The 25,367-nt window shown below is 60.3% G+C and carries 23 protein-coding genes and 1 riboswitch; of the genes, 10 read left to right on the top strand and 13 right to left on the bottom strand.

What is annotated here, in order from left to right; genetic code table 11:
- Positions 1-33: 33 nt before the first annotated feature.
- Positions 34-900, top strand: coding sequence for a LysR family transcriptional regulator (locus I2E13_RS04565; RefSeq protein ID WP_195404303.1), 867 nt, complete (start codon positions 34-36; stop codon positions 898-900).
- 27 nt (positions 901-927) lie between these two features.
- Here I2E13_RS04565 and I2E13_RS04560 read toward each other — a convergent pair whose 3' ends face one another.
- Entirely contained in the window at positions 928-2,310 is a 1,383-nt protein-coding gene (locus I2E13_RS04560; RefSeq protein WP_195404302.1) for an MATE family efflux transporter, read from the bottom strand.
- A gap of 191 nt (positions 2,311-2,501) precedes the next feature.
- Here I2E13_RS04560 and I2E13_RS04555 point away from each other — a divergent pair, with 191 nt between their 5' ends.
- Positions 2,502-3,317 (top strand): putative RNA methyltransferase, encoded by an 816-nt coding sequence (locus tag I2E13_RS04555; protein WP_195404301.1) that lies wholly within the window; start codon positions 2,502-2,504, stop codon positions 3,315-3,317.
- Between the two features lie 128 nt (positions 3,318-3,445).
- On the opposite strand, the gene I2E13_RS04550 is transcribed toward I2E13_RS04555, so the two are convergent.
- On the bottom strand, positions 3,446-3,847 hold the full coding sequence (locus I2E13_RS04550) for a hypothetical protein (RefSeq protein WP_055286664.1): 402 nt from the start codon (positions 3,845-3,847) through the stop codon (positions 3,446-3,448).
- Between the two features lie 439 nt (positions 3,848-4,286).
- Here I2E13_RS04550 and I2E13_RS04545 point away from each other — a divergent pair, with 439 nt between their 5' ends.
- Entirely contained in the window at positions 4,287-4,991 is a 705-nt protein-coding gene (locus tag I2E13_RS04545; RefSeq protein WP_195404300.1) for a class I SAM-dependent methyltransferase, read from the top strand.
- Positions 4,992-5,028: 37 nt separating this feature from the next.
- Here the strand turns inward: I2E13_RS04545 and I2E13_RS04540 are convergent, their stop codons facing one another.
- Positions 5,029-5,325: a hypothetical protein gene (locus I2E13_RS04540; protein WP_055310006.1), complete on the bottom strand. Its 297-nt coding sequence runs from the start codon at positions 5,323-5,325 to the stop codon at positions 5,029-5,031.
- A gap of 77 nt (positions 5,326-5,402) precedes the next feature.
- Between I2E13_RS04540 and I2E13_RS04535 the strand changes: the two genes are divergently transcribed.
- Entirely contained in the window at positions 5,403-5,891 is a 489-nt protein-coding gene (locus I2E13_RS04535; RefSeq protein ID WP_195404299.1) for an N-acetyltransferase, read from the top strand.
- A gap of 114 nt (positions 5,892-6,005) precedes the next feature.
- Here I2E13_RS04535 and mscL read toward each other — a convergent pair whose 3' ends face one another.
- Positions 6,006-6,431 (bottom strand): large conductance mechanosensitive channel protein MscL, encoded by a 426-nt coding sequence (gene mscL, locus I2E13_RS04530; protein ID WP_195404298.1) that lies wholly within the window; start codon positions 6,429-6,431, stop codon positions 6,006-6,008.
- Positions 6,432-6,675: 244 nt separating this feature from the next.
- Here mscL and I2E13_RS04525 point away from each other — a divergent pair, with 244 nt between their 5' ends.
- The 3 genes from I2E13_RS04525 to I2E13_RS04515 all read left to right on the top strand — a co-directional run bounded on the left by I2E13_RS04525 (position 6,676) and on the right by I2E13_RS04515 (position 12,397).
- Entirely contained in the window at positions 6,676-8,679 is a 2,004-nt protein-coding gene (locus tag I2E13_RS04525; RefSeq protein WP_195404297.1) for a GTP-binding protein, read from the top strand.
- 93 nt (positions 8,680-8,772) lie between these two features.
- Positions 8,773-9,891: an AAA family ATPase gene (locus I2E13_RS04520; RefSeq protein WP_195404296.1), complete on the top strand. Its 1,119-nt coding sequence runs from the start codon at positions 8,773-8,775 to the stop codon at positions 9,889-9,891.
- Positions 9,884-12,397: an excinuclease ABC subunit UvrA gene (locus I2E13_RS04515; protein ID WP_195404295.1), complete on the top strand. Its 2,514-nt coding sequence runs from the start codon at positions 9,884-9,886 to the stop codon at positions 12,395-12,397. Before I2E13_RS04520 ends, I2E13_RS04515 begins: the two co-directional genes overlap by 8 nt.
- Positions 12,398-12,426: 29 nt before the next feature.
- Here the strand turns inward: I2E13_RS04515 and I2E13_RS04510 are convergent, their stop codons facing one another.
- From I2E13_RS04510 to I2E13_RS04485, 6 genes are all read right to left on the bottom strand, one after another.
- Entirely contained in the window at positions 12,427-13,026 is a 600-nt protein-coding gene (locus tag I2E13_RS04510) for a tRNA (cytidine(34)-2'-O)-methyltransferase (protein WP_195404294.1), read from the bottom strand.
- A 101-nt stretch (positions 13,027-13,127) separates the two neighbouring features.
- Positions 13,128-14,258, bottom strand: coding sequence for a GTP-binding protein (locus I2E13_RS04505; protein WP_117635529.1), 1,131 nt, complete (start codon positions 14,256-14,258; stop codon positions 13,128-13,130).
- Between the two features lie 86 nt (positions 14,259-14,344).
- Entirely contained in the window at positions 14,345-14,686 is a 342-nt protein-coding gene (locus tag I2E13_RS04500) for an arsenate reductase family protein (protein WP_195404293.1), read from the bottom strand.
- A gap of 184 nt (positions 14,687-14,870) precedes the next feature.
- Entirely contained in the window at positions 14,871-15,494 is a 624-nt protein-coding gene (locus I2E13_RS04495) for a flavodoxin family protein (protein ID WP_195404292.1), read from the bottom strand.
- A 74-nt stretch (positions 15,495-15,568) separates the two neighbouring features.
- Complete coding sequence (locus I2E13_RS04490) at positions 15,569-17,098, bottom strand: diguanylate cyclase domain-containing protein (protein WP_195404291.1); 1,530 nt, start codon at positions 17,096-17,098, stop codon at positions 15,569-15,571.
- 127 nt (positions 17,099-17,225) lie between these two features.
- Positions 17,226-19,943, bottom strand: a complete 2,718-nt coding sequence (locus I2E13_RS04485; protein WP_195404290.1) for a bifunctional diguanylate cyclase/phosphodiesterase — start codon at positions 19,941-19,943, stop codon at positions 17,226-17,228.
- 319 nt (positions 19,944-20,262) lie between these two features.
- On the opposite strand from I2E13_RS04485, the gene I2E13_RS04480 reads away from it, so the two are divergent.
- A complete protein-coding gene (locus I2E13_RS04480; protein ID WP_195404289.1) occupies positions 20,263-21,132 on the top strand; it encodes a patatin-like phospholipase family protein in 870 nt (289 codons plus the stop codon).
- Between the two features lie 101 nt (positions 21,133-21,233).
- Here the strand turns inward: I2E13_RS04480 and I2E13_RS04475 are convergent, their stop codons facing one another.
- The 3 genes from I2E13_RS04475 to thiM are packed head-to-tail and all read right to left on the bottom strand — an operon-like array spanning position 21,234 to position 23,110.
- Positions 21,234-21,929, bottom strand: a complete 696-nt coding sequence (locus I2E13_RS04475; RefSeq protein WP_006234517.1) for a thiamine phosphate synthase — start codon at positions 21,927-21,929, stop codon at positions 21,234-21,236.
- Positions 21,926-22,267 carry a thiamine-binding protein gene (locus I2E13_RS04470; RefSeq protein ID WP_229030451.1) on the bottom strand — a complete coding sequence of 114 codons (342 nt, stop codon included), beginning with the start codon at positions 22,265-22,267 and terminating at the stop codon, positions 21,926-21,928. The genes I2E13_RS04475 and I2E13_RS04470 overlap by 4 nt, the downstream gene beginning before the upstream one ends.
- Before the next feature lie 3 nt (positions 22,268-22,270).
- Entirely contained in the window at positions 22,271-23,110 is an 840-nt protein-coding gene (thiM, locus tag I2E13_RS04465; RefSeq protein WP_233543262.1) for a hydroxyethylthiazole kinase, read from the bottom strand.
- A 51-nt stretch (positions 23,111-23,161) separates the two neighbouring features.
- A riboswitch (TPP riboswitch) is annotated at positions 23,162-23,272 on the bottom strand.
- A 163-nt stretch (positions 23,273-23,435) separates the two neighbouring features.
- On the opposite strand from thiM, the gene I2E13_RS04460 reads away from it, so the two are divergent.
- Both I2E13_RS04460 and I2E13_RS04455 read left to right on the top strand, forming a co-directional pair.
- The gene (locus I2E13_RS04460; protein ID WP_195404288.1) at positions 23,436-24,344 is read left to right on the top strand and encodes an HAD-IIB family hydrolase; all 909 of its coding nucleotides are present in this window, start codon (positions 23,436-23,438) and stop codon (positions 24,342-24,344) included.
- Between the two features lie 10 nt (positions 24,345-24,354).
- Positions 24,355-25,251, top strand: a complete 897-nt coding sequence (locus I2E13_RS04455; protein WP_195404287.1) for a LysR family transcriptional regulator — start codon at positions 24,355-24,357, stop codon at positions 25,249-25,251.
- Positions 25,252-25,367 lie beyond the last annotated feature (116 nt).

Here is a 25,367-nt window from a genome sequence, read left to right as displayed (position 1 = left end):
AACGTTTTACGGCTGCATTGATGTGGAGGCACGATGGCATCGCGGTATCAGATTGTTTGTATGGTGGTCGATCGCGGCAGCCTGAAGGGCGCGGCCGACGAGCTAGGCTATACGCAAAGTGCGGTGAGCCAGGCCGTCAAGGCGCTCGAGCGCGAGCTGGGTACCACGCTTATCGAGCGCGGTAAGCAGGGCGTCTCGCTTACGCGCGACGGCAAGCAGTACCTGCCGTATCTGCGCCAAATCGTAACTGCCGAGGCCGAGCTTGAGGGCAAGCGTCAGGAGTTGCTGGGACTCTCCTCGACTGATATTCGAATCGCGACGTTTACTAACGTGAGCCGCACCGTATTGCCGCGCGTGATTCGCGACTTTGGGGCTCTGCATCCGGGCGTGCACTTTACCCTCAAGCAGGGCGATTACACGCGCAACGCCCAGTGGGTGCACGATGGCGTGGTTGACTTTTGCTTTACGGCACGCGGATTTACCGCCGGGCTCGAGAAGCGCGTGGTCTATCACGACGAGTTGGTGGCGCTGTTGCCGGCCGCGCATCCGCTGACGGCAAAGGAAAAGGTGACGCTTGCCGACCTGGCGTCAGAGTCGTTTGTGCTGCTGGACGAGGGCGAACAGAGCCTGGTGCTCGATGCATTCGCGGCGCACGGGCTGTCGCCGCACGTGACGAGCGAGGTGACCGACGACTACACCATCATGGCGATGGTGGAGGAGGGCCTAGGCGTGAGCATGCTGTATCGTCGTACCGTCGAGGGCATGCGGGCCGATATTCGCGTACGTCCCATCGTGCATGCTCCCTCGCGCGACGTGGTGGCAGCTTGGCGCAGCTGGGACACCATGCCTATCGCCACGCGGCGTTTTATCGACTATATGAGCTCGCATATTGTCAATTAATGACTGGCGTGACATTGAGTGCGGTGTTTAGCGGGCTGTCGCTTTGGCTTGGGCGGCGCGATAGGTGCGTGCCGGGTGGCAGAGTAGTACCGCCACGACCATAAAGAACGCCGTGGTGCCCAGGCTGATGGGGTAGACCATCATGATGTTCGCAAAGGTGCGGAAGTTCGGGAACACACAGAAGACCCAATAGAAGCGGATGCCGCAGACGCAGATCATGGTGATGAGGGCGGGCATAAGCGAGATGCCAAAGCCGCGTAGGTAACCGGACATGTTTTCGTAGAACATGCTAAAGGCGTATGCCGGGAAGATCGAGCACACGCGGATATAGCCGATCGAGACGATGTTGGGATCGCTGTTAAAGAGCGCTAGGATCTCGCGCCCCAGACCGACGATGATGACGATGGTGGTGAGCGCGACGATGCCGCCTTCGACCAGGCAGACCTTAAGGGTCTTGGTGCAGCGGTCGATTTGGCGGGCACCGTGGTTTTGTCCCACAAAGGTGGTGCAGGCCTGGCTAAAGCTGTTGAGCAGGTTGTAGCACACGTACTCCAGGCTCATGGCGGCGCTCGATGCCGCCATGACCTCGGTGCCCAGGCTGTTGATAGCAGACTGGATGATGATGTTGGCGACGGCGAAGACGGCGCTTTGGATGCCGGCGGGAAGGCCAATCTTGACGATGCGCTTGAGGGCGACGGGGTCGATAGCCAGGTCGCGTGGGGTGACGCGGACGACGGAGTCGGTCTTGAGCAGGTGGACAAAGAGTGTGGCGGCGCTGACGGTGTAGGCGATGGCGGTGGCGATGGCGACGCCCGCGACGCCCCAGTGGAGCACGGGGACAAAGATGAGGTCCAGGCCAATGTTGAGGACGGTGGACACGGCGAGCGCCTGCAGCGGCATGCGGGTGATGCCGACAGAGCGGAAGATCGCGGCCTCAAAGTTGTAGAGCAGGATCGAGGGCATGCTGAGCAAAAAGACGCGCAGGTAGAGCGAAGCGAGCGGCATGGTTTCGGCGGGAACGTTGAGCGCGGCGAGCATGGGCTCGGCAAAGATCTCGCCCAGCGCGATGACGACAAAGCCCACAAGCGCCATGAGAATCGAGGTGTGGACGGCGCGGTTGACCACGTTCTGATCGTTGCGGCCGATAGCGTTGGCGATGACCACGTTGGAGCCAAGCGACATGCCAATAAAAAGGTTGAGCATAAGACTGGTAAGCGGAACGTTGGAGCCGACCGCTGCCATGGCGAGGGTTCCCTGGTCGCCCGAGAAGTTACCGATGATGACGGTGGCGATGAGGTTCGACAGCTGCTCCAAGATGCTCGTGGCGGCTACGGGGAAGGCGAACAGGGGAATATTGCGCCACAGCGAGCCGGTGGTCATGTCAATGTGCTTAGATGCGGTGTCTGCCATACGCTCTCAATCTCTAATATGCTCTTTCGTGCTTATTTGCGCAGACGATGATACTCCTAATGCAGCCAGCCGGCGCTTAGGGACGTTCCTTTTCTGTCGGCAGCTGGGGACACTCCTTGTCTCTTCTATGACTAGGTGGGGAAGGCGTGCGACAATGGTGGGCGTTGTGTTGTTCGCGCTAAGGAGTTGCCATGTTGTTGTGTCCCGTTTGCCATGAACCGTTGGTGGACGACGAGCGCGGTGCTGCATGCACGGGCGGACACCGTTTTGACCGTGCGCGCGAGGGCTATCTGTACCTGTTGCGCTCGTCCAAGAGCGGCGACTCCATGGGTGATCCCAAGTCGCAGGCGCGCAGTCGTCGTGACTTTCTGAACCGCGGATACTATGCACCGTTGCACGATGCGATGGTCGAGCTGGTGCGCGAGCGGGTGTCTGGTCGTGCCGCGTCAACGAACTGCCCCATGACGTTGCTCGATATTTGCTGCGGCGAGGGCTACTACACCAGCGCTATGGGCGCGGTGCCGGGCGTAGATGCTTACGGTTTCGACCTGGGCAAGGAGATGGTGCGCCTTGCCGCCAAGCGCGGCGATGCGACGTACTTCGTGGCCAACATGAAAGATATCCCCGTGGCTGATGGCGCCTTTGATATGGTGACCGAGCTCTTCGCTCCCTTTAACGAGCGTGAGTTTGCCCGCGTGCTGGCGCCAGAGGGTTCGCTCTACACCGTGGTGCCGGGTGCTCGGCATCTGTTTGGCCTCAAAGAGGTGCTCTACGACACGCCATATCTCAATGACGAGAAGCTGCCGAAGACCACCGAACTCGAGTTGGTCGGAACGCAGCGGGTGACAGCTTCTATCACCCTCCAGACGCAGGCCGACATCGAAGCCGTATTTCAGATGACGCCCTATTACTACCGCACGCGCCCTGCCGACAAAGAGCGCCTGGCAAATTTGGATACCCTTCAAACCGACATCGACTTCATCATCGCCGAGTACCGCCACAGCTAACAACCTGCCAAATAGGGACAGGTTTATTTTGGTAGGTTTTATCTGGGCAAACGTAAAGGGCCGACCGCGGAAATGCGCGATCGGCCCTTTTTAGTTGCTTGGCTGCAGAGGTTATGAGAAGCGAGCGCTTATAGGCGGTCCTTGTTCTCGGCCTTAACGGCGTGTGCCTGCTGAACAAAGAACAGGTCGTACACCACGATGACAAAGGCGCCAAAGTTGATGGCGTCGCCGCCAAACGCGGGAAGCGTGAGCACCGCTTGGGCAAGCGTGGCGACCGCGGCAACAATACCGAGCTTAAACGCGCCGTCCACCTGCGAAGGCTTGTTGGCGCCCTTGATACCGGCGACGCCTGCGGCAAGGTCGACGAGACCCTTGGCGATAAGCACGACCGCTGCGAGCGTGGCGTACGAACCGTACGTGGAATCGAGACCGCCCGTGGCGATACCGACGCCGGCGGTGACGAGGCTGGCGATGCCCAAAACAAAGTAGATGAGAGCAAGGATTTTGAGAGTCTTGCGAGTGAAGCTCATGGCTGGTCCTTTCGATACGAGTACGCCAACTTGGCGTACCCAATGTACTGCACATATGGTGAAGCACATTGTAGTTCAACGCGGCGATGCATGCGTTTGAAAGCGCATTGAGCCCGCGCAGCCAAACCCAACCTTTCAAAAAGGAAAGCTGGGCGTAAGTCAAATCGATGGCAGCGTATGCGCGGCGCTGCGATGATGGGTCCATGGTAAGAGCTGGTCTCAAGGAGGAGCCATGATGTACGGAGCAGGGCAAGTGCATGAGCCGCGGTCGTTGGGAAGGCGCATGGGTGATTCCGTGATCGCTGCCGTGTGCACGGGATTGATGGCGGTGCTTTGCATTGGGATGCTGTGGGCCATGTCGCATGTGGGACAATAGCGGACGGTTGGGTGCCGACATAAACGGCGCTCACGTATTCGTTTTGCTTGTTAAGGAGTACCCATGGACGTCGTCGATCCCTTTTCTATTGCTCGGGCCGCGGGGCTTGAGCTGACCGGGACGTCCGAGGGCCTCACGCTCACCGACGGCACGATGGAACTGCGTGCCGATTTTACTCGCATGCTTCCGCGGCTCAAGCAGGGCCGTCTGCAGCAAGAGCTGCTGGTAAAGGCTGCGCGCGCAAAAGGCATCGAGAGCCCATGGGCGATTGACGCCACGGCAGGCTTTGGCGAGGATTCGCTGCTGCTGGCGGCCGCGGGTTTTACCGTCGATCTGTATGAGCAGGATTGCGTGATCGCGGCGCTTCTCAAGGATGCCCTGGATCGCGCGGCAGATGATCCGGCGCTTGCGACAGCCGTGGCCCGCATGCGCTTACATGCGGGCGAGGACAGCATTGCCGGCCTTCGCCATACAGCTGAGCTGATCGGGCAGGGCGAGCTCACCGCTCCCGACGTGGTATATCTGGACCCCATGTTTCCCGGGCGCACCAAGAGTGCGGCGGTCAAAAAGAAGTTCCAACTCTTGCATCATCTGGAACAGCCGTGCGCCGACGAGGAGACGCTGGTCCAGGCAGCGCTTGCGGTGCACCCGCGCAAGGTCGTTATCAAGCGGCCGGTGAAGGGGCCACTGCTTGCCGGCGTTAAGCCGAGCTATCAGCTTGCGGGCAAGGCCGTTCGTTACGATGTGTTGGTGCCGCCGCGTCCATAGCCCGTGCGCAATGGCCGGCATTGCGCCAATGGGGAGCCTATTTCCAAGGGTGCGACGTCAGGTGCCAGCCGCCGCAGTATTCGCATTTGTAGCAGGCTAAGCCGCGCCGCCCGCGGTTTTCGCAGTCGGCCATAACGGCCTCGGCCTCGGCGCGCGTGTCGTAACGGTTTTTGCGTTCGCACGACTTGTAGCGCCAGGCTTCATCGCGCTCGGCGTCCAGGGCGTCGCGGCGCTCGTCCTCGCGGGCAAACAGGTCGCTCATATCGCCGCCGGTGGCAGCGCCCAAAAACTCGCTCTTTGCCTTTGACCAGGCGGCTCGCTTTTTGCTCCCCATCTGCTTCGCGCCCCTCTTCAAACGCTGGTATCATTGCTCAATCAAAGTGATACCAATAAACGTGAGGTCGCCGCGCGATGATCAGAAAAACCCTCGATACCGACATTCCCGCCGTCATGGCTATCTATGACGCGGCCCGCGCGTTTATGCGCGCGCATGGCAACGCCACGCAGTGGCCGGTAGGCACGCCCTCGGCCGAGCAGCTGGCTGCCGATATCGCCGCTGGTGGCAGCTACGTGTGCGAAATCGACGGCCGCGTGGTGGCGACGTTTGCCTTTCTGCCGGGCCCGGACGAGTGCTATGACGTAATTGAGGACGGTCAATGGCGTAGCGACACTCCGTACGCCGTGCTGCACCGTGTGGCATCCGACGGCACCGTGCACGGTATCGCGGCTGCGATGTTTGCCTTTGCCAAAGAGCGTGCCGATCACCTGCGCATCGACACGCATCAGGACAACCTGCCCATGCAGGGTGCGAGTATTAAGGCGGGGTTTGAGCGTGCCGGCGTCGTCTATGTGTCCGACGGCACGCCGCGCATTGCGTTTGACTGGCTGCGCGAGGCATAAGCGCCCAGGCGCATGCCGACACTCCATCTAAATGAAAATGGCCCCGGGTTGGGCCATTTTTGGTAAAACGCGTCATCTGGGGCATTCGCCGCTCGGGGCGTTGCGCCTTCGCGGCTACTTCTTGGGCAGCTCGCTTCCGCAGTGACAACACTTGGTCGCGCCCTCGTGGACCTCCTCCAGGCAATAGGGGCAGGTGGGTGCGGGCGCCGTCTCCTCGGCGGCATTGCCGGCCAGCTTATCGCCAATCTCCTGGGCCTTATTGAAAGCCTTGACGATGGCAAAGACAATCGCCGCCACAATCAAAAAGTTGATGCACGCGCCGATAAAGGCGCCAAAGTCGATATTGGTGCCCGGCACCACCAGCCCCGAGATCTCGGTGGCGCTGCCGCCGGCAATCACGGAGATGAGCGGATTGATGATGTTGTCGGTGAGCGAGGTCACGTTAGCGGTGAATGCGCCGCCGATAATTACGCCGACGGCCATGTCTATCACGTTGCCGCGGTTGATGAATTCCTTGAACTCGTTGAGCAATGCCTTCATGGTGGCTCCTCGCTGTTGTGAGGCTCACGTTGTTACTGCCCCAGATGAGTCCGGGCGGGCAAAAGGGGAGGTGCCGGCTTTCGCAAGGCGCGAACCTACGAAAATCGCTGCGCGGCAACGCGGGGCGATGAGCTCGGTCGGGGGATAGGGCCCGCTTCGCCCGCCGGCCCGTAAATTGTATCATCCAGTGTGGAACGAGGATGCCCGTTGCCGCGTGTGATGGGCTTGCAATAAGAGGAGAGCCATGTCGAAGCAAGCGGTCGTTGGAATCTTGGCGCATGTCGATGCCGGCAAGACCACGCTGGCCGAGGCCATGCTGTTCAACGCGGGTCGCATTCGCAAGCGCGGCCGCGTGGACGATGGAGATTCGCACCTGGACACTGACGCGATCGAGCGCGAGCGCGGTATCACGATCTTCTCGTCGCAGGCCGTACTCGACCACGGCGATACTCACCTCATGCTCGTGGATGCACCGGGGCATGTCGATTTTTCTGCCGAGGCGGAGCGCACGTTGCGCGCGCTCGACTACGTGATTCTGGTGGTGGGCGCCAACGATGGCGTGCAGGGGCATACCGAAACCCTGTGGCGCCTTCTTGCGCGCTATGACATCCCGACGTTCATCTATATCAACAAAATCGATTTGGAGCATCCCGGCCGCGATGTTTTGCTGGCACAACTCGGGCAGCGTCTTTCCGAAGGCTGCCTAGATGCCAACGAACTGCTGGCGGGCGGCGCCGTTCAGGAGGACGCTGCTGCGTTGGACGAGGCGGCGCTCGAGGAGTTTCTTGAAGCGGGTGAGCTTTCCGTCGCAACGCTGTCGCGCATGGTTGCCGAGCGCAAGCTCTTTCCCTGCTTTGCCGGCTCGGCGCTCAAGAACCAAGGCGTTGACGAGCTGCTGGATGGCATATGCGCGCTGATGCGTGAGCAGGCGTGGCTCCCGGAGTTTGCCGCGCGCGTCTATCGTGTTAGCCGCGGGGATCGTGGCGAGCGCTTGGCTTGGGTTAAAGTGACCGGCGGCACGCTGCATGCCAAACAGATGATTGACGGACGTTCCGGTGCCGAGGCATGGGAACAGAAGGTCGATCAGGTACGCATCTATAACGGCGAGAAGTATGAGCTTGCCCAAGAAGTTGCTGCTGGCGGTATTTGTGCCGTGACGGGTCTTGCGCACGTTCGCCCGGGGGACGCCTTGGGCGCGGAACCCGCGGGCGATGCGCCCGTCATTGCGCCGGTCCTCACCTATACGGTGCTTCCGGGCGAACACGATGTCCACGCGGTGTTCAAAGCACTGACTGAGCTGGCGGACGAAGATCCCATGCTCGGCGTAAGCTGGAATACGCATCTTGAGCAGATTCATTTGCAGCTGATGGGCGCCGTGCAACTCGAGGTCGTGCAGCGGGTGTTGGCTGATCGCTTTGATCTTACGGTTGGGTTTGAGCCCGGCGGCATTCTCTATAAGGAGACGATCTCGCAGCCGGTCGAGGGCGTGGGCCACTTTGAGCCGCTGCGCCACTATGCCGAGGTACATCTGCGCCTGGAGCCGTTGCCAGCAGGTTCGGGCGTGCAGTTTGGCACCGTGACCTCGACCGACGAGCTCGATCTTAACTGGCAGCGTTTGGCACTCACCAACGCCATGGAGCGCGATCACCTGGGCGTGCTGACCGGCTCGCCCATCACCGATGTGCGCATTACGCTCACGGGCGGCCGTGCGCATGCCAAACACACCGAGGGCGGTGATTTTCGTCAGGCCACGTACCGTGCGATTCGCCAAGGACTCATGCAGGCGCGTGAGGCCGACGCGGCGGTACTGCTGGAGCCGTGGTACCACTTTGAGCTCGAGGTGCCGGGGGAGTGCGTGGGCCGGGCGCTCTCGGATGCCACGCGCATGGGTGCCGAGTACGAGCCGCCGACGATGACGGGAGACCGGGCGAAGCTTGTGGGTCGCGTGCCGGCATCCGAGGTGCAGGATTATGCGCTGGAGGTGGCTGCCTACACGAGCGGGCGCGGTCATCTGTACCTGGAGTTCGCCGGTTATGCGGCTTGCCATGATGCCGAGCGCGTCATCGAGACGGCCGCCTATGAGCCCGAGGCCGATCTGCCCAACACGCCCGATTCGGTCTTTTGCTCTCACGGCGCCGGTTACACGGTCAAATGGTACGACGTACCCGCCGCGGCGCACGTAAAGATCGATCCCACCACCTTCCGCCCCTGGCGAGCGGCAGACGCCGAGTTTTTCGGCCACATGTGACAAAGGGACAGTTCCTCTGTCACATGCTATTGGTATAACTCGGTATAAGTTGGTATAACTATTACAAGGGTTTGCCAATCCGAGGAGGCCGACATGAATCCAAATCCCTTTAAGCCAACGGCAGGCAAGCGGCCCCCGATACTCATCGGTCGCGAGTCGGTCATTGAAGATTTCGAGGAAGGGCTCGATAACGGCGCCGGAGCGCCGGGCAGGCTCATGCTCATTACGGGAAACCGCGGCTGTGGCAAGACGGTTCTCCTGAGGGAGCTGCAACGTCTGGCCGGCGAACGCGGATGGGCGGTTGTCTCCGATTCCGCTTCGCTTGGCTTATGCGACCGCTTGGCCGACGCGCTTCGCTCGAATAAACCCGTTGTGACGTCAATGGAGTTCGGTCCGTCGTTTGGTCGAATGTCGGTCGAGGCGGCGCGAGCAAAGGGCGAGACGTTGCGAGGGCTGGTCGACGAGCGTCTCAAGAAGCTCGGTCCAGGCAAGGGCATCCTGTTTGCGATTGACGAGGCACAATCTGCGTCTATCGAGGAGCTGGCGGCTCTTGCCGTTCTCTATCAGCAGGTGCTCGGAGATCAGGATGCCACGGGCTTGTCCGATAGCGACCAGCGCGGTCTTACGCTGGTGTTCGCCGGCTTACCCAGTATGGTTGACGATCTGCTCGAAGAGCCGAGCGTGACGTTTTTGCGGCGTGCCCAGCAGCGTACGCTGGGGGCGATATCTTTGCCCAAGGTGCGCGATTCATATATCCAGACGGTTAAAGACTCTGGCCTTTGCGTTGACGCGGAGACGGCGGACCTTGCGGCACACAAGAGCATGGGGCATCCCTATATGGTTCAGCTGGTGGGATATTACATGTGGCGCTCTGCTGTCCGACGCAACTCGCGAGTCATTGAAAGACGCGATGTCGAGGATGGCCATGCGGATGCCGTCTCCGAGTTCTACGAAGCGGTCGATGCGCCCCTGTATTACGGGCTGCGCAGTCCACAGCGCCTTTTTATCGAGGCCATGGCTACTGACGAGGGTAAGCCGACGCGCATGGCGGATATCATTGAGCGCTGCGATCGCACTCAGAGCTGGGCGAGTAAATATCGCGCAAGCCTGATTCGCGAGCGCGTCATCGAGGCCGCCGGATACGGCCTTGTGCGGTTTACCGTGCCCATGCTGGGCGAGTATATCCGCGACCGCGTTTTATGGCATGAGTAGGGTGATAAAGGTGACGGAACAGAAGATGAGCCCGCAGGCTATCGAGGTGCGCGGTGCACGTGTCCACAATCTCAAGGACATCGATATCGATATTCCGCTGGGGAGGCTCGTGGGCATTGCCGGCGTGTCGGGCTCGGGCAAGAGCTCGCTGGCGCTGGGAGTTCTTTATGCCGAGGGCTCGCGCCGTTACCTGGAGGCGCTCAGCACCTATACTCGACGTCGCCTGACGCAGGCCGAGCACGCTCAGGTGGATGAAGTGCTGCACGTGCCGGCGGCGCTCGCGTTGCATCAGCGCCCTAGTGTGCCAGGCGTACGCTCGACCTTTGGCACCATGACCGAGCTCAACAACAGTCTGCGTTTGCTCTTTAGCCGCTGTGCCCATCACGTGTGCCCACATTGCGGGGCGCGTGTGGAGCCGAGCCTTAACGTGGCCGCAGGCCTGTCGCTCACGTGTTCGACATGCGGCCGCGAGTTCTACGCGCCGAGTGCCGAGGATTTGGCTTTCAATAGCGGCGGTGCATGCCCCACCTGTGGCGGCACCGGTGTCATGCGCGAGGTGGACGAGGCGAGTCTGGTGCCCGACGAGTCAAAGACTATCAATGAGGGCGCAGTGCTTCCCTGGGGTACGCTCATGTGGGATCTGATGAAGCAGGTTGCCGGCGAGATGGGCGTACGCACCGACGTACCGTTTAACCAGCTCACGCCCGCCGAGCGCGATATCGTGTTCCATGGCCCGGCGGTTAAGAAGCACATTCTCTACGTTCCCAAAAACGGCGAGGGCGCCACGCCGCTCGACTTCACCTATTACAACGCTGTCTATACCGTTGAGAATGCGCTCGCCAAGGTTAAGGACGACAAAGGCCTCAAGCGCGTGGCTCGCTTTTTGCGCGAGGGCCCGTGCCGTGACTGCGGCGGCACGCGTCTCTCCGAGGTTGCGCGCCAGCCCCAGGTGCGCGGTATCAATCTGGCACAGGCCGCGGCCATGACGTTGGGTGAGGCGATTGAGTGGGTGCGCGGGGTGCCCGCATCCTTGCCGGCCGAGATGCAGCCCATGGCAGCGGATATCTGCGATTCGTTTTTGAGCACGGCTCGTCGCCTGGTCGACCTGGGGCTCGATTACCTCTCGCTCGACCGCGCCGGTGCTACGCTCTCCACGGGTGAGCGCCAGCGTGTGCAGCTCGCCCGCGTGGTGCGCAACCGATCGACGGGCGTGCTTTATGTACTCGATGAGCCCTCGATTGGCTTGCATCCTGCCAATGTCGACGGCTTGGTGGGCGTAATGCGCGATCTGGTGGATGACGGCAACACCGTGGTTGTTGTTGATCACGATACGCGCGTTCTAGCGGAAGCTGACTATCTGGTCGAGATGGGCCCCGTTGCCGGAGCAGGCGGCGGTAATGTTATCGCTGCAGGTACGGTGGACGAGGTCGAACAATCGCAGGGCAGCCGCATCGCGCCGTTTTTGCGCGCAGAGTCCAAGCGCTTGCGGCCGCAGGTGGCTGACGACGAAATGTTCGACCAGGGCCATATCCGCATGGCGACCGATACCATTCATACCGTCAAGCCGCTCGAAGTCGATATCCCGCGCGGTCGCTTGGTCGCGGTGACGGGCGTTTCGGGTTCGGGCAAGACGACGTTGGTGCTCGAGACGCTCATTCCGGCACTCAAGGCGCAGGCAGCCGGCGAGCGCCTGCCGGGGCACGTGCGTTGGGTCGATGCCGAAGGCATTGCTCGCGCCAACCTGATTGACGCCACGCCCATCGGTGCCAACGTGCGCTCGACGGTAGCGACTTATGCCGACATCCATGACGAGCTGCGTCGCGCCTTCGCCCGTACGCCCGAGGCCAAGGCAGCCGGCTACAAGGCGGGCGCCTTTAGCTACAACACTGGCACTCTGCGCTGCCCTACGTGCGATGGCACGGGCTCGATATCGCTCGACGTGCAGTTTTTGCCCGATGTCGAGATCGTCTGTCCGGCATGTCGCGGCTCACGTTATGCAGACGCGGCTTCGCATATCCATCGCGAGGGCAAGGACGGGAGCTTACTGACGTTGCCGCAGCTCATGGACATGAGTGTGGACGAGGCCCTCGACGCCACGCTGGGACTCAAAAAGGTACAGGCGCGCTTGCAGACCTTGCACGACCTGGGCTTGGGTTATCTCACGCTCGGTGAGCCCACGCCGGCGCTTTCGGGCGGCGAGGCGCAGCGTCTTAAGCTTGCGAGCGAGATGGGCCGCGTGCAGGACGATGCCGTATTCGTATTTGACGAGCCCACGATCGGCCTGCATCCGCTCGATGTTCAGGTGTTGCTGGGTGTGTTTGACGGCCTCGTCGCCAAGGGCGCCACAGTTGTCGTGATCGAACACGATCTCGACCTTATCCGTAATGCCGATTATGTGATCGATATGGGCCCGGGCGGTGGCGATGCGGGCGGGCGAGTCGTCTGCGCCGGCACGCCGGGCGACATCGCGGCCTGCTCCAAGAGCATCACCGGTCGCTACCTCTAACCGAATGTGACAAAGGGACAGTTCCTTGGTCACATTCCCGGAAAGCCTGTTTGGCGCAGGGCCTCGTAGAGGACGATAGCAGCGCTGTTGGAGAGGTTGAGTGCGCTGATGCGGTAGTCGTCCGGGTCGACGAAGTTGCCGCAGATATCCTGTTGAAGGATGGCTTTGTGGCTGTCCTCGGTATGTCCGAGCGATTCCTCGTGGGCTTCCCAGGCCTCGGCGTTGTCAAGCGAATCGCAATCGCGCAACATGGGGATGCGTTCGCAGCGCTCGGGCGCCGCGGCAAGCAGCGGCTCGGGAATGCCCGAGCTCTCGCTGCCAAAGACCAAGTAGTCGCCATCGCGGTAGGTACTCTGCGCATAGGTGCGGCGTGCCTTTTTGGTCAGCAGATGCAGGCGCTCGTCGGCGGGGGAGAGGCCGCTGCGTGCAAGGAAATCCTCCCAGCCGGCATAGGTCGCCACGTCCAAGTTTTGCCAGTAGCCCAGGCCGGCGCGACGTACCGTCTTGTCATCGAGCGAAAAGCCCAGCGGCTCCACCAGATGTAGGCGGGCGCCGGTGACCACGCAGGTACGGCCGATATTGCCCGTATTGGCCGGAATCTCGGGCGCATACAGCACAATGTTGAACATGAATCTCCTTGGCTCAGAACGAAAAACCACCACGAAGGGGACAGGCACCTTCGTGGTGGTTTGGCGGTTACGTAGGCGGAAAAATGCCCGCTTGGATAAACCTAGGCGCGGTGCCAGTCGGTCAGGCAGGCATCGAGGGAGGCGATGAGCGCATCCTTGTCCATGTGACGGCCGATGATGCACAGGCTCGTCATGCGGTCGCCCGTCTCGTCGTCCCAAATCTGCATGATCTCAGGGTTCTCGTCGATGATCTTCTGCTTCTCGCCCTCGGGCGCCGAGTCGACAAACAGGCCGTTCTCCATCAGACGCATCTGGTGGCCGGCCTGCTCAAACATGTAGCACATGTCCGGATCGCCGGTCTGCCACAGCGGACCCTTGACGCGGATGACCTCGTCGGGCCACTCCTGCTCAACAAAATCGGTGAACTTCTGCAGGTCAAACGGCTTGCGGCGCGAGTACACAAAGGTCTCGATGTCGTACTCGAGCACCTCGGGGTCGTCGTGCTCCTCGGGATGCTCCATGGCCTCGATCCAAGCGGCGGAGTTGTAGGCGCGCATAAAGTCGAAGCGGTCGGTGTCGAGCAGCTCCTCCATGGGAACCTCGCCGTTTTGCGCCTCGACGATCACGGCGTCCTTCTGCAGGCTGCGCACGATGGCCTTGAGCTCGGCGATCTGCTCAGGCGTCACGGTGTCGGTCTTGTTGAGGATCAGCGTGGAGCAGAATTCAATCTGCTGGATGAGCAGGCTTTCGATGTCGTCCTCGTCGATATCCTCAGCCAGCAGGTCGCGACCGCCGTTGAACTCGTCGTACATGCGGGCACAGTCGACCACGGCCACGATGTTATCGAGCGCGAGCTTGGGCTCGCCGCCTACCTTGGCCTCGTCGCAGAAGCTCGAGATGGTGTAGGCGATGGGGATGGGCTCGCAAATGCCCGATGCCTCGATGATGATGTAGTCGAACTTGCCCGAATCGGCGATGCCCTGCAGCTGGTTGGCCAGGTCATCCGAAAGCGTACAGCAGATGCAGCCGTTGGTGAGCGGGATGAGGTCGTCGGTCTCGGAAAGGCCGCCGTCGGCGATGAGGCTGGCGTCGACGTTGATCTCGCCGATATCGTTGACGATCACGGCGGCGCGGATGCCGCCGTCGTTAGCGAGGATGTGGTTGAGCAGCGTGGTCTTGCCGGCACCGAGGTATCCGGTAAGCATGATGATCTTCACGGGTTTGTTGGGCATGTGCCCTCCTTTGTTAGACATGGCTTACAGTTGAATCTTATGCCAAACGCCTGCTCTTATACCCACGCGCCGGCAAATAACACAGGCTACTCCCAGGCTCCCCACACGTCCGGGCAATAGCCGACGGTTGCCTTCTTGCCGTTGCGCACAATGGGCTCGGCCAGGACCTGCTGATTCTCGAGCAACTTATCGAAGCGCTGGCTGGGGGTAAGGTGCTGGATGAGCGCGAGCATCTCCTCGTCCTTGGCTTTGGGGTTGAGTAGCTTGTCGATGCCGCCGACTGCCTGCATCACGCTCGTGAGCTCGCCCTTGCTCATCTCCTTTTCCTTTAGGTCAATAAACTGCACCTTGATGCGACGCTCTTTGAAGAAGCGCTGGGCCTTCTTGGTATCGAAGGACTTTTTGGTGCCAAAAATCTGGATATTCATATAATGTTCCGCCGTTCTAACGAACGGCGGTCACCTCGACGCTGCAAAGCCATCTGATGGTCAATCTGCCTTTCAATCGTCGGGCGCGGGTAAAAGCTCAGCGCCCTCCTCTTTCAAGGCACCTTGCCTCATCAACTGGCTTATCGCTGACATTGATAGAACATCGAGGTGACCACCGCTGGACTTATCGAATGAAGTTGGTGCGCTCGCGATCTGCTTCGGGGGCGTCGATGCCGGCTGCCTGTCCAGCTTCGATACAGTGCAGGAGCCAGGCCATGTTTTTGCCGATGTTTCGCATGGTGGCAAGGCCTTCGGCATCCTGGGCGGCCTCGCCCGGCATGGCACCAAAGACGTTGTTCCAGTATGTGGAGGCCACCACGGGCATCTGGTTGATAGTGAAGTATTTGTTGAGTACATCGAAGGTGGTCGACGTGCCGCCGCGACGGGCGACGGCGACCGCGGCACCCGGCTTGTGCACAAAGGCCTTGCTGCCAGCATAGAATGCGCGGTCGAGAGCCGAGAGGATGCGTCCGCTGGGATGCGCATAGTAGACGGGGGAGCCAAAGACAAAGCCATCTGCCTGCTCGGCGGCAGCGATGAGCTCGTTCACCACGTCGTCGTCAAAGGTGCAGCGACCGCCAAGCTTGCCGCACTGACCGCAACCGATGCAGTCGCGGATGGGCTTGGCGCCCAGTTGGAATACCTCGCTGTCGATGCCCTCGGCTTTAAGTTGCTCGGCGACTTCGGCGAGCGCGCGAGCGGTGTTGCCGTTTGCCTTGGGGCTGCCATTGACCAAAAGAACCTTCATCACAAACTCCCTCTGCTGTTGGTGACTTCTGCAGAGGATTATCGCACGATGGGGGAGGCGGTGCGGGCGTGGTGCTAATCCAGTTTGGTACCTGGCACCTGCACGGCTTTCCCGAGCAACACTTTGAGCTCGTTCAAAATGGAAACGGGCTGTCGGTCGACGGTATCCAGATGAAGCGTGGCCACGCGAAGGGGCGGCTGATATTCAAACGAGCCAAAGAGCACGGGAGAGCCCAGGAACCGCTCGATTTCCTTTGCGATCGCGTCGGTCTCTTCGGGATCGAATTCGTCGAAAAGCGCCACGAACATCGGTCCGGTCGAGCGGAACAGACGACCCTTGCCGCGCGAACAATCCATGAGGCAGGCGGCGCTCTCCGCCAAAACGCGGTCGCCTGCATCAAAGCCAAAGCGGGCATTGACCTGAGCGATATCGTCGATTTTAATGGCGACCAAGCCCGCCTTGCGCGCGACGCGACGCATTTCGCCAATGGCGTTGACCAGGGCGTGGATGTCGCCCAGGCCGGTCACGGAATCGGTCGTATCTGCCAAGCTGCGGTTGATAATCATGCCCACGTACATGTTGGGCTCGGTATCGGTGCCGTCCAAGCGGTAGCCCGTGCAGTCGCAAAGCACGTATGCTTCGGTGGCATCCATCACGCGATACTGCATGTAGTGGAAGTGCCACGTACCGTTTATCACCATGTCGAGCTCGGAGCGTACGTTGTCGCGGTCCTCGGGGTGAACGCGGGCAAGCCACAAGTCGAGTGAGTTGTAGGGATGCTGGGAGGGCAGGTCAAAATCGCGTACGGCATTAACCGACCATTGTGATTCGCCCGTATCGAGATTGAGGATAAACGGATAGCGCGTCTCGGAGCTCATAGAGATCGCTTGGAATACGCGGTCGTTGCACGGAAGCTGCTCGGCAATTGGGTGTGGCGGCGCGTCATTGTCTTTCGGTTGCTGCACACGATGCATAAGCTTATAGCGATACATCTTGCGATCGGCATCCATCGTCATCTGGCGACGCGTGTCGCCGGCAAGTGGATTGACGCGCGAGCAGCCAAAGCTAAAGCTAGCGATCATGGGCGCCTTGCCACCTGAGCTCGCCTCGATCAGCCCGGCACGTACCTGCTCCAAGCGCTGCTCGAGTTCAGTCTCGTTTGCAGAGAGCGAGATAAGCACAAACTCGTCTCCACCGATACGGAACAGCATCTCATCGTGCTCCATGGTTTCGGAGAGCGTGCGACAGATGCTCAGAATATAGCGATTGCCTTCGGCGTGGCCAAACCTATCATTGCAATGCTTGAGATGGTCGATGTCAATATAGGCGCAGGTGAAGGGGTCGCCTTTGCGCCAGAGCTGCTCGACGTGACGGTCGAGTCCGCCACGGTTGTCCAAGTTGGTGAGCGGATCGATATAGGCGTTGCACTCAAGCAGCTGGCGCTCTTGTTGCAGGATGGCATGCGTCTTTTGCAGTTGCTCACCAACGGCGCGTAGCTCAGCAGGCAGCACGGAAACATCGAGTTCGGCGGTCGAGACACCATTCGCAAGTCGCTGAAGATAGGCAATAATCGATTGCTCGCCCAAGCGATACGACTCGTTCATGATGAATAACCTCCTTGGGCAGAACAACGGTTTGTATCATATCCCCAATTCGGTTTGAATTGGGGATATAAGTTAGCTAATGGAGACAAATGTCCCCTCCGGCGGTGGTGTTTTGCGCGCGAGCGTATCAGTTGTTTTTGCCACCATCGAGCAATGCCTCAAAATCATTCGCCGGCATGGGGCGGTAGTAGAGGAAGCCCTGAGCGTAGCGGGCGCCCATGTGGCGTAGTATGTTTGCCTGCTCATTTGTCTCGACGCCTTCGACCACGACGGGCAGATGGAGCGACTGCGCCATCTCGAGCATCGATGACACGATCTGCGCGCTGCGGCCTTGATCGCGGTCGGTGGGCACAAAGGTGCGGTCGAGCTTGATGACGTCGACGTTGACGTTCTTGAGCATCGCGAGCGTGGACTGGCCGGTGCCAAAATCGTCCATATAGGTCGAGAAGCCGCGGGTGTGCAGGTCGGCTGTCAGTTTGTCCACGGCCTCGGACTCCCCCGTATAAGCCGTCTCGGTGATCTCGATACGCATGAGCTCGGGCGGTAGGTTGTATTGGGCGGCGAGCGCCCCCATATGTTCGGCAACGTCGCAGGCAAGGATATCCACGCGCGACACATTAAGCGAGACCGGAACCACGCGAAGTCCTCGATCGATGCGCCCGCGCAGCCACGAGGCGACACCCTGCCAAATGTACTTGTCGAGCGTCACCACAAAGCCGCTTTCCTCGAGTGCGGGGATAAACGTTGCGGGCGAAATGAGAGAGCCGTCCTTGTCAATCCAGCGGGTGAGTGCTTCGGCGCCAATGATCTCGCCGGTTTCCATATCAACCTGGGGCTGCAGGTAGTAGGTGATGCGGTCGTTTGAGAGCGCATACTGGAACTCGGTGAGGGTGCGGTGAAACGCCACCTCGCGCTTGTATTCCTCGGGGCGAAAGACGGCGATGCGATCCTTAAAATCGTTTTTGGCGCGCCGATTGGTAAACATGGCCTTGGCCTGCGCGTCGATGGTGATTTCCTCGTTGGGGTCGATGGGGCAAACGCCCATGGACGGCCAGAAACCCACGCCGTCATCATGCTTGGCCACGGCGGCACGAACGCGGTTATAGATTTGATGGACGGTGTTGTGCTCAAAGGGGATGAGAATGCAAAAGTCGTCTTGGCCCCAGTATCCTGCGACGCCCATCTCGGCATTCTCGATGTCTTTGAGGACCGTGCCCACATCGGCGAGCACGCGGTCGCCCTCGGCCTGTCCGTGCCATTCGTTGAACAGTCGCATATGACCCATGTCGACGGTGGCGATACACCAAGCGGCGTCGCGCCTTGTCTTAAGAAATGCGTTGGCACGCCGCATAAACTCGCTGGGTCGATAGAGGCCCGTGAGCGTATCGATGCGTTCGGCGACGGCGCTTTTACGCTCAATCTCGGGTATGGGGAGGCTGTCGTTGGGTGCAAGCCCGCCGGCGGCGCGAAGACGACGGTCGAGTTCGCCTAAAACAGCGGTCGCTTGATTGATTAAGCGCTCGTAAAAGGCCGGGACGACAAGACAGACGGGGGTAATGGTGTCGTTCGCGATTCGAACAGGAGCGAAAACGGCCTCTTTAAGATGATGGGTCAGTTGCTCGAATGCCTCGTGGTCCAGATCGTTGCTGAGCACGACGAACTGGGCGTTTCGCGAGCGGAAGACGCGACTTCTGCCGCGGGTGATCGATAGCATGCGGCCTGCGTATTCGGCGAGCATGTTGTCGACAGCCTCGGCCCCGTAGAGCTCGTTGAACTTTGCCGTGCCACAAACGCGGACCGCTATAAGCCCCGTCTCGCAACGGTCGCGACGGCAGGCATCGATAGCGTTGATCAGCATACGCTGCGTTCCGAGGCCCGTGGCGGCGTCGACGGTCTCGGCGAGTGAGTGGTTAACAAGTTCGCCGACATAGAGCGAGGGGGTATTTCCGTCGCCGTCGATGCGAAACCCGCGAGCGCGGCAGAGGACGTAGTCGCCCGCGGCATTGCGCATGCGGTACTGCATGACGCGGCGGTGTTTGGAGCCATTATAGATTTGGTCGATGTCGTTGATGTAGGCCTCAAGGTCATCGGGGTGGACGCGCGTTTTCCAGTAATCGTGGCAGTTGCCTACATGCTCAGAAGGAAGACCGAGATCGCGCAGGGCGCCTTGTGACCATAGGGTGCGATGTTTGTCCAAGTTCTCGATAAAGCAATAACGGCCTTCGTTGAGCATCGAAAAGGCGTCAAAAACGCGATCGCTTATTTCGAAGTCGTCGGTGTGGACTTGCGCGATATTGCGTCGATCAAGATGCATGGCATGGCGTAGCTTGTAGTCGTACATGCGATGGTCGGCATCGAGTGTCATGCGATTGGAGACTTCACCCAGGGCGGGGTCGGCGTGCGACACTCCGTAGCTAAACGAGTGAGGCATCTCGGAATTGTTGTTTTTGAGTAGGACCGTTCGGCAGTGTTCCAGGCGCTCGGCGAGGTCGTCCTCGGTCGCAATCGTAGACAGGATGGCAAACTCGTCGCCGCCTATGCGAAACGCCGCCTCGTCCACTTTCATATACAGCTTGAGATAGAGACTTACCTGCAAGATATAGCGGTTGCCCTCGTCATGCCCAAAGACGTCGTTGCAGTGCTTAAGGTTATCGATGTCGATAAACGCCATGGTCACGGGCAGTTCCTGCTCCCAGATTTCCTCTAGGGAATGGGCAAAGCCGCCGCGGTTGCCAAGTCCGGTGAGCTGGTCGGTAAAGGCCGTCCTAATCAGATCATCCTGACGCTCGAGAAGGTCACGGACGGTCTTTTCGAGCGTTTCGGTGTAATTGCTGGCGGTGTCCATGTTGTAAGCGGCTTTCTGAGGTCGGGGCGGATGGCGTCGGGCGAGCTCGTAGTGTACACGCGTCGTTGCTCGGCGCCTTGCGTGTATCCAGGCCCCTGCCTTGCTGCGTTGTTGAGTTACTTTGCCGGCTAATGTTCGCTGTTGATAACAGCTGAGTAGTATAGACAACAGTGCACAATTATATATGGGCGCACATGCTGTGGGCGGCTATTATTCGCCAAACGGCAACGCCTGGGTGCGCATGAAAAATGCGACTGAGTCGATATATGTTGACGGGTATACTTGTCCCGTTTTAAAACGCAGGAACGGAGATGGTCACATGGCACAGCCGGATACGACGCGCACGGTGGGGCTTGCGCTCGAGGGAGGCGGCTACCGCGGTATGTATACGGCGGGCGTGCTCGACGTTTGGATGGAGCGCGGTTTGACCTGCGACCATATGGTGGGTGTCTCGGCGGGCGCGGCGTTTGGCTACAACTTTAAATCGCGCCAGATCGGCCGTGCCATTCGTTACAACAAGGCTTATTGCGCCGACAAGCGCTATGCGAGCGTGACCAGCTGGCTGCGAACCGGCGATATGTTCAATGCCGATTTTGCCTATCACGAGGTGCCTATCGAGCGCGATCCCATCGACTTGGAGGCGTATCGCGCCTGCCCCATGCGATTTACGTGCGTGTGTACCGATATCGAGACGGGCAAGGCCGTCTACCACGATCTACCGTATGGCGACGAGCGCGATATCGAGTGGATCCGGGCGTCGTCTGCCATTCCTGTGGCGACGCGTCCTGTCGCCATTGAGGGCCGTAAGTACCTGGATGGCGGCGTGGCCGATTCTATTCCCAGCGCATGGCTGTTTGCGCAGGAATATGACCGCAATATCGTGGTACTCACGCAGCCGGCGGGCTTTGTGAAGCAGCCCAACAGCGTGATGCCCATGCTGCGGCGCGTGTTCCGTCACTATCCGGAGTTTGTTGCAGCGCTTGAGCATCGGCATGAGGTCTACAATGCCACGCTCGATGACCTGGCACGTCGAGAGGCTGCCGGGGAAATCTTTGTGGTGCGGCCGAGCGAATCGGTGAAGGTGCCGTCGCTGTGCCGCGAACCGGATGAGCTCGAGCGCATCTACCAGGTCGGCCGCCACGATGCAGAGGCGACTTTGCCGGCGTTGGAAGCGTATCTGGCGGGGTAAGGGTCGCATACGGAAAGCGCATCCCGGAATGGACGTTCGAACCGGGATGCGCTTTCCACTATTGAAGATATGAGGTTGCGAATCAGCTGCTCGGCCTATGCCTATGCCTGCTGCCAGGTGTCGACAAGCTCCTTGGCCGCGGCGTAGGGATCGTCGGCGCTGCAGACGGCGCTCACCACAAAGAAGCCGTCGACGCCGGTTGCCTTAAGCTGCGGCAAGTCGGCCGTCTTAACGCCGCCGCCCACCACGATGGGCACGGGGCTTGCCGCGTGGAGTGCGGCCAGGTCCTCAAAGCTCTTGGTGATGATGGAGCCATCGGCTGCGCGTCCGCAGTCGCGCTTGGTCTCGGTCTCGTGGAGCGGGCCGATGCCCAGGTAGTCGACCAGACTCATGTCGGCGGTCTTGACGTACTCGAGCATTTCCTCGCAACGGGCCGAAAGGCCCACGATGGCGTCGGGGCCCAGCAGCTTGCGACAGACCTCGACGGGAATATCGCTCTGGCCCACGTGCACGCCGTCGACCGCAATGCCCTGCTCGCGTGCGGCGAGTACGCAGTCAAGGCGGTCATCGATCAGCAAGGCGACCTGACCGGTCTTGCCGGCCTGTGCGATTGCCTGCGCGGCGTCGCCGGTCAGCGCAATGATCTCGCGGGCGCTTGCCACCTTGGAGCGCACCTGAATGCAGGTAAAGCCGGCGTCGAGCGCCTGGGCCACCACATCGCCCACGGGGCGTCCGAGGGTGTTTTCGGGGCCGAGCACCAGATAGGCCGAGATATCAAGGTTGTCGCGGATGCTCATTGTGCTTCCTCCTGCTTTTTGATCTGTGCTTCCATGCGCTTGAGTTTGCCGGTCATGGTGTCGGTAAATCCGGGTCGAATATCGGCTTTGAGCACGACTTCGGTGCGGATGCCCTTGCTCGCCAACACAAAGGTCGCGTCGCGCACGACCTGCATGACCTCGTCCCAGTCGCCCTCGATCTCGGTGAACATCGAGGTGGTGCGGTTGGGAAGGCCGCTCTCGCGAATGACACGCACGACCTCGGCGACCTCGGCGGACAGCTCGTCGCCGGTGCCGCATGGGGCGATGGCCACGGCGACGAGCGTGTTCATGCCGGCATTGGTTGCGGGTTCGGACATGGCTTATGCCTCCTCGAGCTCGAGTCGGTTGTCGGCAATATCCTGGGCGGTTGCGCGGTAGAGCTCGTCGATAAAGGCGACCTTAAAGCTTGCCGGGGCATCGGCGACGGCGGCGGCACGCGTGCCGGCAACGTTGTAGACGGCGGTGCCGCAGACTGCTGCCGTAAACGGATCGGTAGCACAGGCGTACACGGCCAGCACGCCGCCCTGCGAGCAACCGCAGCCGGTGATCTTGGACATGAGCGGGCTGCCGCCGTGGGATTTGGCCACGGTCGTGCCGTCGGTAATCAGGTCGACTTCGCCCGAGACCACAACGGCGCCGCCGGTGTAGCGAGCGAGCGCCACGGCGGCATCGCGGGCGGCGTCGACCGTGTCGGTGGTATCGACACCACGTACGCGGCTCAGATCGGCTGACTCGCCCTCAAGACCCCACAGGCCGGAGAGTGCGATGATCTCGGAGGCGTTGCCGCGTACGATGGCGGGCTTGTACTGCTTGAGCTCGTTTACCAGCTGGGTGCGCAGGCTACCGATGCCCAGACCCACCGGATCGAGCACCCAGGGCTTGCCGGCGTCGTGTGCCGCCTTGGCCGCGCGGGGAATCGTCTGCTCGTAGATGGGGAAGAGCGTGCCCATGTTGAGATAGATGGCGCCGCCGCCGGCAACGAGCGCCTCGCCCTCGTCGGGCAGATAGACCATGGCGGCCGAACCGCCCACGGCGAGCTGCGCGTTGGCGACAAAGTCGATCGTCACCGTGTTGGTGATGGAGCCGGCCATCGGATTGGTGGCTCGAATCTCCTCTACGGCCTTGACCATATGTTGCTTAAGCTGTTCCGAATCAATCACTGCACATGCCTCCTTGGCATAGAAAAGGGGCGCTGTGCATAGACAGCGCCCCTGTAAAGGCGGCATGCTCCCTACGCCAGCATTAACTGACAGGTTCAAAGGATTGGGCCCTATGCCCTCTCAGCCTTGTGGTTTGCACCGCCGGCACTCCCGCATCGAATCTGTTGTTCCCTATACTAGCGCACCTGCCAATATGGGACAGGTTTATTTTGGCAGGCGGCAACAGGGGCGCTGCATTTTCCCAGATAAAACCTGCCAAGATAAACCTGTCCCTTATTGGCAGGTCGTTACAATAGACGGGATAAAGAATGACCGAGGGGACCTTATGATCAAACTTGTGCTGACCGATATGGACGATACGCTGATTCCTGCTGGACACGATGGCGCCAGCGACTGCGCCATCGAGGGCATTCATGCCATGCAGGCGGCGGGCCTGCATTTTGGCCCGGTTTCGGGTCGCCAGCCGTCCGCGATGAGCTGGATGTTCCGCAATCGCTCCGAGTGCTTCTCGACCGGTGCGTTTTGCAACGGCCAGGTGATGTTTGTCGATGGCGAGGCGGTTGCCTCGCGCGCAACTGATAACGATGCCCTTATGCGCCTGGCCGACTACCTGGAGCAAGAGACCGACGATACCTATTTGAAGGTCTACCGTCTGGGTGATGACTTTTGGGACAACGACGCCTATTGCGTGACAAGCGATCCCGAGCGTGTGCGTCGCGCCATGGAGTCAGGCGGCAACGCGTGGCTCAAGGGCGAAGAGGCTCCCTGTCGCCCTGTCGTTGACGATGCCCCGGTATACAAGGCGAATATCTGGAGTACCCGTTCGCGCGAGGAGCTCGCCGAGCTGCGCGAGCGTGTTGCCGCCGAGGTGCCGGAGCTCTCGCTCGTGTTTCCCAACAACCGCGTGCGCCTGTTCGACGTTCTTCCGACCGGCTGGGACAAGGGCTGTGCTGCGCTGGAGCTGGCGCGCGCTTTGGGCCTGACGCCCGACGAGGTGGCCGTATTCGGCGATTCCGATAACGATTTGCCCATGATCGATGCCGTTCCCAATTCCGTTGCAGTCGCCAATGCCAACGAGGCCGTCACGGCTGCCGCGCGCTGGCATATCGGCGCTGCGGCAGATGATGCGGTTGCCGGGGCTCTGCATCAGATTGCCGCCTGCGCCGCGACGGGGGAGATGCCGTCGTTTATGCGTCAGATGGACGCGACGGGTTTCGACGTCACGAACGTCTAGGGAGAAAGCCATGAAGCTCCAGCAGCTCAGATATGTCGTCAAAGTTGCCGAATGCGGCAGCATCACCGAGGCCTCGCGCCGGCTCTTTGTGTCGCAGCCTTCGATTACCGCGTCAATTCGCGATCTCGAAAACGAGATGGGTGTACACATCTTTGAGCGCACCAACAAGGGCGTCATTGTGTCCGAGGAAGGCGAGACCTTCTTGGGCTACGCGCGCCAGGTGCTCGACCAGGCCGACCTGCTCGAGGGCAAGTACAAAGGCACGTCCGAGCAGGTGCCGCACTTTAGTGTGAGCTGCCAGCATTATTCCTTTGCCGTTAATGCATTTGTCGATGTGATCCGCGAGTTCGATGCCGCGCGCTACGACTTTACCCTGCGCGAGGAGCAGACCCACGAGATTATCGAGGACGTCGCGCATATGAAAAGCGAGCTCGGCATCCTGTATCTGTCGGAGCACAATCGCGAGGTCATCGAGCGCATGCTGGCGGCCAACGAGCTCGTATTCGAAGGACTCTTCTGCGCTACGCCGCATGTCTTTGTGTGCTCCGACCATCCGCTGGCGGGTCGCTCGAGTGTGACGCTCGAGGACTTGGAAGACTACCCGTTCCTGTCCTATGAGCAGGGTAGCTACAACTCGTTTTACTATTCCGAGGAGCTGACCTCGACCTTTGAGCGCCGCAAGAATATCCGCGTGCGCGACCGTGCGACGCTGTTCAACCTGGCCATGGGCCTCAACGGCTACACGGTCTGCTCGGGCGTGATTAGCCACGAGCTCAACGGTCCCGGTATTATCTCCATCCCGCTCGATGTGGACGAATACATGGAGATTGGCATCATCACACGCAAGAACACGACACTTACGCGCTACGGTCGGGCCTATATCGACGCGATTCGTCAGCATATCTAGGGTGCTGTGCTCCGCACGGTTCAAGTCTCTTTATGGCAGTCCAAACTGATATAGGAAGCATCTATATCAAACTGTTATAAACGTATATTTTACGATGGTCATATGAGCGCTCATAC

Source organism: Collinsella aerofaciens (assembly GCF_015554145.1).
Taxonomy (GTDB): domain Bacteria; phylum Actinomycetota; class Coriobacteriia; order Coriobacteriales; family Coriobacteriaceae; genus Collinsella; species Collinsella aerofaciens_AA.
This window is presented reverse-complemented; position numbering and strand designations above follow the sequence as displayed.